Source organism: Paracoccus sp. KR1-242, assembly GCF_049446195.1.
Lineage (GTDB): Bacteria > Pseudomonadota > Alphaproteobacteria > Rhodobacterales > Rhodobacteraceae > Paracoccus > Paracoccus broussonetiae.
The window spans coordinates 17,815-30,543 of sequence record NZ_JBMSED010000017.1 but is presented as its reverse complement, the minus strand read 5'-3'; the positions used below and the strand labels follow the sequence as shown (position 1 = coordinate 30,543).

At 62.6% G+C, this 12,729-nt stretch carries 10 protein-coding genes and 2 pseudogenes; 9 read left to right on the top strand and 3 right to left on the bottom strand.

The window, feature by feature from the left end; translation table 11 throughout:
* Positions 1-8: 8 nt before the first annotated feature.
* Entirely contained in the window at positions 9-704 is a 696-nt protein-coding gene (locus ACO2Q4_RS21660) for a hypothetical protein (protein WP_311761658.1), read from the bottom strand.
* 117 nt (positions 705-821) lie between these two features.
* Complete coding sequence (locus tag ACO2Q4_RS21655) at positions 822-1,655, bottom strand: helix-turn-helix domain-containing protein (RefSeq protein WP_311761659.1); 834 nt, start codon at positions 1,653-1,655, stop codon at positions 822-824.
* A 153-nt stretch (positions 1,656-1,808) separates the two neighbouring features.
* Here ACO2Q4_RS21655 and ACO2Q4_RS21650 point away from each other — a divergent pair, with 153 nt between their 5' ends.
* The 8 genes from ACO2Q4_RS21650 (at position 1,809) to ACO2Q4_RS21615 (ending at position 11,761) form a co-directional block, all read left to right on the top strand.
* A complete protein-coding gene (locus tag ACO2Q4_RS21650; RefSeq protein WP_423321873.1) occupies positions 1,809-3,611 on the top strand; it encodes a thiamine pyrophosphate-binding protein in 1,803 nt (600 codons plus the stop codon).
* A 102-nt stretch (positions 3,612-3,713) separates the two neighbouring features.
* Positions 3,714-5,021, top strand: coding sequence for a histidinol dehydrogenase (gene hisD / locus ACO2Q4_RS21645; protein WP_311761661.1), 1,308 nt, complete (start codon positions 3,714-3,716; stop codon positions 5,019-5,021).
* 70 nt (positions 5,022-5,091) lie between these two features.
* Complete coding sequence (locus ACO2Q4_RS21640; RefSeq protein WP_423321871.1) at positions 5,092-6,345, top strand: ABC transporter substrate-binding protein; 1,254 nt, start codon at positions 5,092-5,094, stop codon at positions 6,343-6,345.
* A gap of 58 nt (positions 6,346-6,403) precedes the next feature.
* Positions 6,404-7,300: a carbohydrate ABC transporter permease gene (locus ACO2Q4_RS21635; protein ID WP_311761663.1), complete on the top strand. Its 897-nt coding sequence runs from the start codon at positions 6,404-6,406 to the stop codon at positions 7,298-7,300.
* Positions 7,290-8,168 carry a carbohydrate ABC transporter permease gene (locus ACO2Q4_RS21630; protein WP_311761664.1) on the top strand — a complete coding sequence of 293 codons (879 nt, stop codon included), beginning with the start codon at positions 7,290-7,292 and terminating at the stop codon, positions 8,166-8,168. The genes ACO2Q4_RS21635 and ACO2Q4_RS21630 overlap by 11 nt, the downstream gene beginning before the upstream one ends.
* 3 nt (positions 8,169-8,171) lie before the next feature.
* Entirely contained in the window at positions 8,172-9,269 is a 1,098-nt protein-coding gene (locus ACO2Q4_RS21625) for an ABC transporter ATP-binding protein (RefSeq protein WP_311761665.1), read from the top strand.
* 10 nt (positions 9,270-9,279) lie between these two features.
* Entirely contained in the window at positions 9,280-10,803 is a 1,524-nt protein-coding gene (locus tag ACO2Q4_RS21620) for a GMC oxidoreductase (protein ID WP_423321868.1), read from the top strand.
* A 412-nt stretch (positions 10,804-11,215) separates the two neighbouring features.
* Entirely contained in the window at positions 11,216-11,761 is a 546-nt protein-coding gene (locus ACO2Q4_RS21615) for a L,D-transpeptidase family protein (RefSeq protein ID WP_423321866.1), read from the top strand.
* 217 nt (positions 11,762-11,978) lie between these two features.
* Here the strand turns inward: ACO2Q4_RS21615 and ACO2Q4_RS21610 are convergent.
* A pseudogene (locus ACO2Q4_RS21610) lies at positions 11,979-12,544 on the bottom strand (tyrosine-type recombinase/integrase); the annotation flags it as partial.
* Between ACO2Q4_RS21610 and ACO2Q4_RS21605 the strand changes: the two are divergent.
* Positions 12,534-12,728: pseudogene (locus ACO2Q4_RS21605) on the top strand (transposase); the annotation flags it as partial. The pseudogenes ACO2Q4_RS21610 and ACO2Q4_RS21605 sit on opposite strands and share 11 nt — an antisense overlap.
* Position 12,729: the final 1 nt, after the last annotated feature.

Below are 12,729 nucleotides of genomic sequence, written 5' to 3'. Positions count from 1 at the left end.
GAAACCTGTCAGCCCTGCGGGTGCAGTTCGACCGCGAGCCAGACCGAGTCGGTATCGGCATAGTAGCGGTGCCAGGGATAGGTCCACGCGCTCGGGCCGGTGACGCGGCAGAACGGGTCATGCGAATAGCCGATCGGCATCACAACATCCTCGTATAGCGTCGCGGCATCGCGTTCGCGGAACTTCTGCATCCGGCCAAGGCCGTGGATCTGGGTATGCACCTCAAGGAAGGGGTGCTCGTTATGGATGAAGCAGTCGGTATCGCCCGGCGACCACCACAGGTTCAGCTTCAGCTCGAACTGCTGCGGCGCCTCGGCGGTCTTGCGTTCATTGGTGAAGACATGGGCATCGGTCGTCACCATGCCGATGCTGTCCTGGGCCGAGATGAACAGCGGCGTGTCACGCGGAAAGCTCTTGATCCGGTTGCCAAGCCAGTCCCAGCCGCGAAACATGCAGCCGCCGAGATTGGTGGCCTGACGCACCTTGATGATCGCCGCGCGCTCGGCCGACATGATCGTCCCGCCCTTGAGCCAGGTCGATTTCCAAGCCGGGACGACGCCCGGATGGTCGGTGCCGGTCACCATGGGCTCGGGGCTCAGGTTGACGACGATGGCATCCTCGACGGCAAAATCGCGGGCGTTTTCAACAAGCTTCGCCAGAATGAAGTCATCGGCAAAGGCAAGGTCTCGAGTCTGGTTGTACATGGCGGGCGCCTTGATCGGGTTCTGTTGCACCCAAGACAGCACGGAACCATGGCGCAAACCATTGCGCGACAGATGTAAAACTGACGCAGACTGACGCGGAAAAATCCGCCCCCCGCGTCAGGCCGGTTTGATCATGTCGGGGCTTTCACCCAGATACTCGCGCGCCTCGCGCGGGATCGACGGGTCGTTCATGTCAAGCGTCGTCGTCGACTGCAATTCGGCCCGGCTCAGGAGCCCGGCCTTGCGATAATGCAGCACCGCCCGGGTCGAGAAGGGCTGGCGGAACATGGTCGCCGCCACCCCGCTGACGATGCCGAACATGAAGCGCTTCGAGCTGCGCTGGACATTCGAGAAGATGCCGAAGGTAAATTCGTTCCGCTGCACGGTCTCGAAGTCGATGGTGAAGACCCTGTCCTCCACCGGGAAGGTGAAACCGTGGTACTTGAAGATGTATTCGGTCCGGGCCGGATTGTCGTAGCTCGGAAAGCGTTCGATGTAATAATGGTTCAGAAAATCGCCGTTCTGGAAGATGCAGAAGGCCGAGCGCAGGATCTTGCGCGAATAGATCGAGGAATATTGGTAGCGGTCATAGCAGCCGACATATTCCCCCATGTCGATCTTGGTCGAGACGGCGACCGTGTCGAGAAAGCGCACGACCTGCGGCGCGCGGCGCAGATGGTCCAGCACGTCAAAGAAATTGCCGTCGACCAAAGCGCGGAAATGCTCATGCTCGGCGAAAAGCACGTCGGGGCCAAGGCCGAAGTAATTCGCGATGACACGGATATTGCCCGATGAGGGCATGTGCCGCCCGGAAAGATACTTGTTGAACTGCTGCCGGTTGATCCCAAGCTTGCGGCAGATCTGCGAGATCGACCCCTGCCGGTCGCAGAGCAGCCGCAGATTGGCAGCGAAATTGGTCATCTTGTCGTCACTGCCGGCCGTTTCACTCATCATCCCATGCCTTCGCACTCGGTGCGTCAGTTTGCGCCATGATTCATAGCGATGCGAAATTGCGACAAAATCGTCAAGCCCGCAGCATCAGGGAAAGTGAAATCAGACTTGCACCTGACCAAGATCGGTGCAGCCAACCAGACGGGGAATGCGATGAAACTTACCGGTGGCCAGGTCGTGGCAAAGGCGCTGAAGGATTACGGCGTGGAATATGTGGCGGGCGTTCCGGGCCACGGCATCTGGGCGCTGTTCGACGCCTTCCTGCAGGAAGGATCAGAGATTCCCTTCATCCAGGTCATGCATGAGCAAAGCGCCGTGCATATGGCGGATGGCTATTTCCGCGCCTCGGGGAAACCGATGGCCTGCTCGACCTCGGTCGGGCCGGGTGCGGCGAATACGATCATCGGCCTTGCCACCGCCTATTGCGACTCGACCGCGGTGTTCTACGTCTCGGGCTCGCCCCAGACCTACATGCAGGGCCACGGCACCATGCAGGAGCTGGAGCGCCAGCAGGACAATGCCTTCCCCCGCATTACCGAGCAGGTGACAAAACGGGCATGGCAGGCGCAATCGACCACGGCGCTGCCGACGATCATGCACCGCGCCTTCAACGAAATGCTGACCGGCCGCCCCGGCCCGGTCCATGTCGAGGTGCCGATGGATGTGCAGGTCGAGGCCGCAGATGTGACGATCCACCCGCTGGAGAAGCGGATGCCGCTGGGCGTCGCCCATCCCGACCCCCGCGCCATTCAGGCGGCGGTCGACCTGCTGCTGGGCGCGCGGCGTCCGGTCATCGTCGCCGGAGGCGGCGCGATCACTGCAAATGCCTCGGCCGAGTTGACCGCGTTGGCTGAACGGATCGGGGCCGCCGTTTCGATCACCTGGAACGGTAAGGGCGCGATAGCCGAAGACAATGAGCTTTTCATCGGTGCGGTCGGGCAGACCGGCACGACCTGCGGCAACAAGATCACCGCCTCGGCCGATGTTGTGATCTCGGTCGGTTGTCGCTTCACCGACTGGTCGGCCTCGTCCTATGCCAAGGGCGTCTCCTTCAGCTTCCCTCCCTCCAAGCTCATCCACATCGACCTTGACCCGCGCGAGATCGGTAAGACCTATCCGACCGAAGTCGGCATTGTCTCGGACGCCAAGATTGCGCTGGAGCAAATCCTTGCCGCGATCCCGGCCGAGGATGGCCAAAAGTTGCGGGCGCGGAATGCCGATTTCCATGCCGATGTCGCACAGGCCAAGGCCGATTGGCGCGCGCTGGTCGAGCCGCGCGAGTCTAGCCGCGAGACGCCCTTTACCTCGCAGCGGCCGCTGGTCGCGCTGCGCAAGGTACTGCCGCGCGACGGGATCGTCGTTGTCGGTTCGGGGAATACCCAAGGCTCCGTGAAGCAAAGCTTCCCGGTCTACCTGCCGCGCACGCATCTGACCTCGGGGTCCTACTCGCCGATGGGCTGGGCGGTTCCGGCGGCGATGGGCGCGAAGCTTGCCTGCCCCGATCAGAAGGTCGTGGCGATCGTCGGCGACGGCGATTTCATGATGTCGCTGCCGGAAATGGGCACGGCGGTCATGAACGGGATCAACGTGGTGTTCCTGGTGCTGAACAACCAGGGCTACATGTCGATCCGCGGTGGGCAGCGCAAGTTCATGGGCCGGCATGTCGCGTCGGAGTTCAACCGCCATGCCGGAAACGGCGAGCCCTATTCCGCCGATATCGCGGCCTCGGCCCGGGCCTTTGGGCTTGAGGCGTGGAAGGTCGAGAAGGACGACGATCTTGAACGCGCGCTGCAGGCGGCGCTGGACACCGAGGGACCGACGCTGGTCGAGGTGATCGTCTCGCGCGACGCGGCCGGACCCTTCGCGACCGGCTGGTGGGATTTCCCCTCGCCCGCCTATTACGAAAAAGAACAGGAAGCCTACGCCGAGATGCGCGCGAAAGAGCAGATGTTCTGACCTGCGCGGGGGCGGCGCGCCCGCCCCCGGCCTTCTTTTCTTCTCCCTTCCAGAAATCAGATCGGGTGGCCGCTGCGGCGCACCCCGTGAGGTAGATTTGCCATGATCCGGCATCTGAAAACCGCGCGCCTCAGCCAAGGCGACCAGACCGACCCGGCGGTGACCGAGGCTGTCGAAAAGCTGCTGGCACAGGTTGCGGAAGGCGGCGACAAGGCCGTCCGCGAACTCAGCATCAAATTCGACGGCCTCGACCGCGAGAGCTACCGCCTGACCGACGCCGAGATCGCCGCCTGCATCGACGGGTTGACCTGGCAGGAACGTCACGACCTCGACTTTGCGCAGGAGCAGATCCGCAATTTTGCGCAGGCGCAGCGCGACTCCATGTTGGATCTTGAGGTCGAGACGCTGCCGGGCATCATCCTCGGCCACCGGAACGTGCCGATCCGAAATGTCGGCTGCTATGTTCCGGGGGGTAAATATCCGCTGCTCGCCTCGGCCCATATGACGGTACTGACCGCGAAGGTCGCGGGTTGCGGGCGCGTCATTACCTGCGCGCCGCCGTTCAAGGGCAAGATCGCCGAGAAGATCGTCGCGGCGCAGGCATTGGCCGGGGCGGATGAAATCTATTGCCTTGGCGGCGTGCAGGCCATCGCGGCCATGGGCATCGGCACCGAGAGTATCGCGCCGGTCGATATGCTCGCCGGCCCCGGCAATGCCTTTGTGGCCGAGGCCAAGCGCCTACTTTTCGGACGCGTCGGCATCGACCTTTTCGCCGGTCCGACCGAGACGCTGGTCATTGCCGATGACACGGTCGATGGCGAGATCTGCGCAACCGACCTCTTGGGGCAGGCCGAGCACGGCGCGAACTCGCCCGCCGTGATGATCACCAATTCCGAGAAACTGGCGCGCGACACGTTGGCGCAGATCGACCGCCTGCTGGCGATCCTGCCCACCGCCGAGATCGCGCGGCAGGCGTGGCAGGATTATGGCGAGATCATCCTGTGCGACACGCTCGACGAGATGGTGGCCGAGGGCGACCGCGTCGCCTCGGAACATGTTCAGGTGATGACCGCGGACCCGGATTACTTCCTGAACAATCTGACGAATTACGGCGCGCTGTTCCTTGGGGCCCGCACCAATGTCGCCTTTGGCGACAAGGTTATCGGCACAAACCACACCCTGCCGACACTTAGGGCCGCGCGCTATACCGGCGGGCTTTGGGTCGGCAAGTTCCTGAAAACCTGCACCTATCAGAAGGTCCTGACTGACGAGGCCTCGGCCATGATCGGCGCCTATGCCTCGCGGCTCTGTCACATGGAGGGCTTCGTCGGCCATGCCGAGCAAGCCAATATCCGCGTCCGCCGCTACGGCAAGCGCAACGTCGGATACGGAGCCGCTGTCGATGCCTGAACCCATCACATCCCGAGACGCGCGGAACGCCGCCGGGCTTTCTCATCTCATCCAACACGGGGAATCCACCATGAGAAAACTGTCCTCCACCCTGATCACCAGCACGCTGGGTCTTGCCGCCGCGCTGCCGGCGCACGCCGAAACCAAGATCGAGGTGCTGCACCACTGGGTCTCGGAATCCGAAGTCGCGGCGCTGAACACCATCCGCGAGGCACTTGCCGCCAAAGGCTATGGCTGGCAGGACAGCGCCGTCGGCGGGATGTCCGGGGGCAACATGCAGCAGGCGCTGCGCTCGCGTCTCGCCGCAGGCAACCCGCCCGGCGCGATGCAGTTCATCGGCTGGGAGGGCATCGACTGGTCCTCCGAAGGCGTGATGCGCGATCTGAACGACCTCGACAAAGCCAATGGCTGGGAGGCGACGATCGCGCCCCAGGTGCTGCCCTTCGTCAAGAATGGCGAGAACCTGATCGCGGTGCCGATCAACATGCATCGCCAGAATTGGGTCTGGGCCAACAAGGCCGCCTTCGACAAGGCCGGGATCGCCGAACCGAAGACTTGGGCCGATCTGATCGCGGACGGCGATAAGCTGAAGGCCGTAGGGATCATCCCCCTCGCCATGGGTGACGAGCCCTGGCAGATTCAGGTGATCTTCGACGCGCTGGTCGCGGATATCGGGGGCCCCGATTTCTACCGCAAGGCACTGGTGGATCTGGACCCCGAGGCGCTCAACTCGGACACCATGAAGCAGGTCTTCGACACGCTGCGTCAGGTGCGGGGTCTGGTGGACGATGGCTTCAACGGTCGCGACTGGGCGGTGGCGACCGGCATGGTGATCGACGGGCAGGCCGCGATGCAGGTCATGGGCGACTGGGCCAAGGGCGAGTTTCTGGCCAAGGGCCTGAAGCCCGGCACCGACTTCCTGTGCTTTGCGACGCCGTCGGAGACACCCTCGTTCCAGTTCGTGATCGACAGCTTCGGCATGTTCAAGGTCTCGGACCCCGAAGTGTCGAAGGCTCAGGTAGCGCTGGCCGAGGTCGTCATGGACCCCAAGGTCCAACATGATTTCAACCTGATCAAGGGCTCGATCCCGGCGCGCACCGACCTTGGCGTCGACGATTTCGACGATTGCGCCAAGAAGGGCTTTGCGGAACGCGCGACCGCGATCGAAGGCAATGCGATGCTGGGCGGGGCGACACATGGCTTTGCGGCGCAGCCGCAATTCGCGGCCGTGTTCGGCGACGTCGCCGCCCAGTTCTTCGTCAACGAAATGTCCTCCGAGGACGCAGTGCAGTTGCTGGTCGATGGCATCGATAACGCCCGCTGATCCGCAGCCCGCTGATCTCAGGATCGGCGGGTCCACCCCCACCCCGCAGAGGATCGTCATGGCCCGAAGGAAAAGCATCGCGGACCGGTTCGCCGACTGGTTGCCGCGTCTGGTCATGGCCCCAAGCCTTTTCGCGGTCATCGTGGGGGTCTATCTCTTCATCGCCTGGACGGGCTGGATTTCGCTCTCGTCCTCCAAGATGGTACCGCAATACGATTTCGTCGGACTGGAGCAATATTATCGGCTCTGGGCCACGCCGCGCTGGCACACCGCCGTCGCGAACCTCTTCATCTTCTCGGCGCTGTTTCTGACCGTTACCATCGCAGTCGGGCTGCTCATGGCGATCCTTCTGGACCAGAACATCCGGGCCGAGGGCGCCCTGAGAGCGATCTACCTCTATCCAATGGCTTTGTCCTTCATCGTGACCGGCACCGCATGGAAATGGATCCTGAACCCCAATCTCGGGATCCAGAAGGTGGTGAACGGACTCGGCTGGGAAAGCTTTGTCTTCAACTGGATCACCCAACCCGATTTCGCAATCTATACCATCGTGATCGCGGCGGTCTGGCAAAGCTCGGGCTTCGCCATGGCGATCTTTCTGGCCGGGCTGCGCGGCATCGACAATTCGGTGATCAAGGCGGCGCAGATCGAGGGGGCATCCCTGCCCCGCATCTATGCCAGCATCATTGTGCCGATGCTGCGCCCGGCCTTCCTGTCGGTGATCGTGCTTCTCAGCTACATCTCGATCAAGAACTTCGACCTGGTTCTGGCGATGACCAATGGCGGTCCGGGCAGCGCGACCGAGGTGCCCTCGACCTTCATGTTCTCATCGGTCTTCCGGAGAAACCAGATGGGTGTCGGTGCCGCCAGCGCGATCATGATGCTGATGACCGTTGCCGCGATCATCGTCCCTTACCTTTATTCCGAGCTGAAGGAGGGTCGTGATGGCCATTGAATACGGCTCTGCGGCACGCTCGCGCATGATCGGGCGCATGATGATCTATGGCGGATTGATCGGGCTTGCGGGTTTCTACCTCATGCCGCTCTGGGTCATGGTCGTGACCTCGCTGAAACCGCTGGACGAGATCTATGGCGGCTCCTTTATCGGCCTGCCGAAAATCCTGACCTTTGAGGCCTGGGCCAAGGCGTGGAGCCAGGCCTGCATCGGCACCGCCTGCACAGGATTGAAGCCCTATTTCGTCAATTCGCTGATGATGGTCGTCCCGGCCGTCCTGCTTTCGACCGGGATCGGGGCGCTGAACGGCTATGTCCTGACGAAATGGCGCTTCAGGGGATCGAACCTGATCTTCGGATTGCTGCTCTTCGGTTGCTTCCTGCCGTTCCAAGCGGTGATCCTGCCGATGGCGCAGGTTCTGGGCGCACTGGGCCTGTCAGGGACGATCTCGGGCCTCGTGCTGGTCCATACCGTCTATGGCATCTGCTTCACGACGCTTTTCTTCCGCAACTACTTCGTAACCATCCCGGACGAGCTGACCAAGGCGGCGCAGATCGACGGTGCGGGCTTTCTCCGCATCTTCTTCTCGATCATGCTGCCAGCGGCGCTGCCGATCATGGTCGTGTCCTGCATCTGGCAGTTCACCCAGATCTGGAACGACTTCCTGTTCGGCGTCTCGTTCACCGCAGGCGAGTCCTCGCCCGTCACGGTCGCGCTGAACAACGTGGTTAACGTGACCATGGGCCGCAAGCAATACAATGTCGACATGGCCGCAGCCATGATCGCCGCCCTTCCCACCCTTTTCGTCTATGTCGTCGCGGGCCGCTATTTTGTCCGTGGACTGACTGCCGGCGCAGTGAAAGGCTGACCGATGGCTACTTTGGAAATAGATCGCGTCCGCAAGGCCTATGGCACGATGGAGGTGCTGAAGGAGGTCAGTATCTCGATCGGCAGCGGCGACTTCCTTGTCCTGCTCGGCCCGTCGGGCTGCGGGAAATCGACGCTGCTGAACATGATCGCGGGACTTGAAACCATTAGCGGGGGCGAGATCCGCATCGACGGCGAGACCGTCAACGACCTGTCGCCCAAGGACCGCGATATCGCGATGGTGTTCCAGTCCTATGCGCTTTACCCCACGATGACCGTGCGCCAGAACATCGAATTCGGCATGAAGATACGGGGCGTCCCGCCTGCCGAGCGCGAGCGCGCGACCCGCGACGCGGCCGAACTGCTACAGATGTCGCATCTCTTGGACCGCAAGCCCTCGCAACTGTCGGGGGGACAGCGCCAACGGGTCGCGATGGGCCGCGCGCTGGTGCGCCACCCCAAGCTCTTCCTGTTCGACGAGCCGCTGTCGAACCTTGACGCGAAGCTGCGGGTCGACATGCGGACCGAGATCAAGCGCCTGCATCAGCGCCTTGGCACCACTATCGTCTATGTGACGCATGACCAGATCGAGGCGATGACCCTTGCCACCCGCGTCGCGGTGATGAAGGACGGGATTGTCCAGCATCTGGACGAGCCGCAATCCGTCTATGACCGTCCGGCCAACGTCTATGTGGCGCGCTTTGTCGGCTCGCCCGCGATGAACATCATCCCCGGCAGATTGGTCGACGAACCGGGTGGTCCGGTGTTGGTCATGGACCAGCCGAACGGCGGCAAGTCACGGATATCGGGGGTGGCTATCAGCGACGCCGCTCGCCAGCGCTACTTGGGCCAGCCGGTACTAGTGGGTATCCGCCCCGAAGGCTTTTCGGTCGCGACGGACGCTCCCGATTGCGTCGAGGTGATGATCGAAGTGGTCGAGCCGACCGGTCCCGACACGCTGGCCAACTTCACCTTGGGCGGCGCCGATGTCATCGCGCGGCTCGCGCCCCTCGCCGTAAGTGCGGGGCAGACCGCACGGCTCGCGGTCGAGACCGCAAAGGTTGTTCTCTTCGACCCCACGACAGAACTGCGCATTGATTGAGGCACGCGAAATGACCACCGACAGCGACGTGATCATCATCGGCTCGGGCATCGGCGGCAGCACGCTGGCTTCGGCCATCGCGCCCTCGGGCGTCCGGGTCCTGATCCTCGAAAGGGGCGAATATCTGCCCGACAGCCCCGACGCGCGCGACGATGTCGCGATATTCGAGAAGGGCGTCTACCGATCCTCCGAGGAATGGACGGGCTCCGACGGGCAGAAATTCCTGCCCGGCAACTACTACTATGTCGGTGGCAATTCGAAATTCTACGGCGCGGTCATGTATCGCTACCGCGCAGAGGATTTCCGGCCAAGGCGGCATCTGCGCGGCAATTCCCCCGGCTGGGACATCTCCTATGCCGAGATGGAGCCCTGGTATGCCAAGGCCGAGGCGCTGTTCCGCGTGCGCGGGACGGCGGATCAGGACCCGACCGAGCCTCCCCGGTCGGGTCCTTTCCCCTACCCCGCCGTGCCGGATGAGCCTGCCCTGCGGCAGGTGCGCGAAAGGCTTAAGCGTGCTGGTGTCCATCCGGCAAGCCTGCCCCTTGCCATCGACATCGAGGCCTGGCTGGCACGGGGCAAAACGGGTTGGGACGCCTTCCCGAATACCGGCGGCGCGGGCAAGATCGACGCCGAGGTCGGCCCGCTGGCCGAGGCCCTGACGCATCCGAATGTCACGCTGATGACCGGGGCGCAGGTGACCCGCCTTGAAACCGACGAGTCGGGCAGCCGCATCACTGCCGCCATCTTCCGCCGGAACGGGCGCGAGGAGCGGCTGACGGCCCGCCATTTCGCCGTCGCCGCGGGTGCCGTGCAATCAGCGGCGCTTCTCCTGCGATCGACCAATGCCGCGCATCCAACAGGCCTCGGCAACCGCTCCGACCAGCTCGGGCGGAACTTCATGAACCACAATACCAGCGCGATGATCACGCTGAACCCACTGATCCGGAACGACTCCGTCTATCAGAAGACCCTGTGCTTCAACGATTTCTACAATGACGACCCCGAGGCGCATGCGCCACTCGGAAATGTCCAGCTCTTGGGTCGCATCACCGGCAATATCCTGAAGGCGCAGATCCCGGGCCTGCCGCGACCGCTCGCACGCCTCGTCGCCGACCGCGCCTTCGGCTGGTTCCTGACCAGCGAGGATCTGCCCAATCCCGACAGCCGCGTCCTTGTCCGGGGCGGGGATATCGTCGTCGACTGGCAGCGGTCCAACATGGACGCGCATCATATGCTTATCCGGCGCACCCGGCAGGTCATGCGACGGGCGGGCTTTCCGGTGACCCTGGTGCGCATCTTCGGCAACCGCACCACCTCGCATCAATGCGGCACGGCGCGGCTGGGCATTGATCCGGCCACCTCGGTTGTGGACCCCGATTGCCGCAGCCACGACATTGCGAACCTGTGGGTGACAGATGCCTCGGTGCTGCCGACTTCGGCGGCCGTCAACCCCGCGCTGACCATCGCGGCGCTCGCCCTTCGCGCAGGACAAGCGCTCGCGCACGACTGCCGCACTCGCCGCTCATCCTGTTGAGATAAGGAACGCCATCAAGACGTACGCCAACAATCTGAACGACGCGGCGAAGGAGCCATCCGCTGCAGGCATGTGGGGGTTGAGATTCTTCGACATCAGTCTCATCCCCTCCGCCAGTTATCCTTGTAAAAAAACAATAATCGGGCACAACAGATGATCTAGCCCGGATAATACCCGTCTAAACGTATAGCGGTAAAGGTACCTCAGGCCGGGACCACTTCGCCATAGACCATAAAGTGTCCACGCGGGCCAACTACGCTTAATTAGTGCTTGGTGGGTCAACCGACACCATACACAGTGTCGATATGTCTAGATGCGGCGGAACGGAAGGTCGCGACTCTCAAAACACTTGCATCGGCGTAGGTGTGGCCTCATCCACGGAATACTCCCTTCTGCGGCAACCGGAGGCAAGGTGCTGAAACCGCTACTCCTTCTTCTTGTGCTCTGCAGCCTGGGCGCTGTGGGCTATGCCAAGGTCATGGCGCGCCTTGCGCCGGGGACGCCGCCCGCAGCCGCCGCTCCGACCGAGCAGGCCGACCTCATCACCGTATCGAAGGCCGACCGACAGATGCATCTGCTACGCGACGGCAAGGTGATCCGCACCTACCGGATCTCGATGGGGTCCAATTGGGACCGGGGCCACAAGTACGCCGAAGGGGACGAGCGCACGCCCGAGGGGAGCTACGTGATCGACTGGCGCAACCCCCGCTCCATGGCACATCTGAGCCTGCATATCTCCTACCCGTCGCCCGAGGACCGTCAGACGGCGGAACGGGCCGGGCCCGATCCAGGCGGCAACATCATGATCCATGGCCTGCCGAACGGTTGGGGAGCGCTCGGCCCGGTGCATCACCTGATCGACTGGACCGACGGCTGCATTGCCGTCACCAATGCCGAGATGCGCGAAATCTGGTCGCTCGTCCCGAACGGCACACCGATCGAGATCGAGGGCTTGTAACGAAGCCCAGATCGCGGCAACCCCAGATGCGGTGCCGCGGTCGGGTCCCTGTCCTGCCCTCTCCGCCTGCTGGGTCCCAAACGCTGTCTTTCCGACACCCGATTTTCTGCGTCACTCGCCAAATGACCGCTTCCGGGAGCGACGCCGCGCAGCATGCGCCGCAGTCTAGCGACAGGAATGGGCCGACCGACAAGCATTGTAGCGGCCGGAGCACCGTCTACAAATCAATCCCTTCTGACAATGTGAGCGCATCTCATGATTGATGCCGAGATATCGAACTGTGCTGTCCATCTTGGTGTGGCCCAGCAGAAGCTGCACCGCCCGCAAATTTCCCGTATTTTTATAGATCTGCGCCACTTTCGTACGGCGCATCAAATGAGTGCCATACGGGCTTGGCTCCAATCCGATCGACATCACCCATTCACGCAGAATCCGCGCGTACTGCCGTGTCGACAGATGCGGGCTGTGGTGCAGGCGACTGGGCCACAGATAATCGAGGCCAATCATCTCCGGGTCGGCGATCCAGCACTCAAGGGATTGACGCGTTGTCTCAGTGTTTTCGAAGCGGACCGGCTTGCCGGTCTTGCTCTGGATGATCGATGCGCGCTCTTTCACTAGGCACAGGGCGAAAACATCGCGGACTTTGAGACAGACCAGGTCACAGTCTCGCAACTTGCTGTCGACGGCCAGATTGAACAGCGCCAGATCGCGTTTGTTGCCCGCCATTTCCAGACGAACGCGGATCGACCACATGTGCCTTGGCAGCAGCGGGCCCTGCATCCCCGGCCGGAAATCGCGCGGCAAGCCCATCAGGTATGACAAGCGTCGCTACAAACGCCGTAACAGGATCGAGATCATGTTCGGCCGTCTGAAGGATTGGCGAAGGGTTGCCACTCGCTACGAACGATCACCAAAGGTCTTTCTGTCAGCAGTCGCCCTCGCCGCTACCATCATGTTCTGGCTATGAT

Excerpts from the sequence above, each read along its gene's own strand:
- ACO2Q4_RS21630 (WP_311761664.1), top strand. The coding sequence starts at position 7,290 with ATGGCCATTGAATACGGCTCTGCGGCACGCTCGCGCATGATCGGGCGC.
- ACO2Q4_RS21650 (WP_423321873.1), top strand. The coding sequence starts at position 1,809 with ATGAAACTTACCGGTGGCCAGGTCGTGGCAAAGGCGCTGAAGGATTAC.
- ACO2Q4_RS21640 (WP_423321871.1), top strand. The coding sequence starts at position 5,092 with ATGAGAAAACTGTCCTCCACCCTGATCACCAGCACGCTGGGTCTTGCC.
- ACO2Q4_RS21635 (WP_311761663.1), top strand. The coding sequence starts at position 6,404 with ATGGCCCGAAGGAAAAGCATCGCGGACCGGTTCGCCGACTGGTTGCCG.
- ACO2Q4_RS21655 (WP_311761659.1), bottom strand. The coding sequence starts at position 1,655 with ATGAGTGAAACGGCCGGCAGTGACGACAAGATGACCAATTTCGCTGCC.
- ACO2Q4_RS21620 (WP_423321868.1), top strand. The coding sequence starts at position 9,280 with ATGACCACCGACAGCGACGTGATCATCATCGGCTCGGGCATCGGCGGC.
- ACO2Q4_RS21660 (WP_311761658.1), bottom strand. The coding sequence starts at position 704 with ATGTACAACCAGACTCGAGACCTTGCCTTTGCCGATGACTTCATTCTG.
- hisD (WP_311761661.1), top strand. The coding sequence starts at position 3,714 with ATGATCCGGCATCTGAAAACCGCGCGCCTCAGCCAAGGCGACCAGACC.
- ACO2Q4_RS21625 (WP_311761665.1), top strand. The coding sequence starts at position 8,172 with ATGGCTACTTTGGAAATAGATCGCGTCCGCAAGGCCTATGGCACGATG.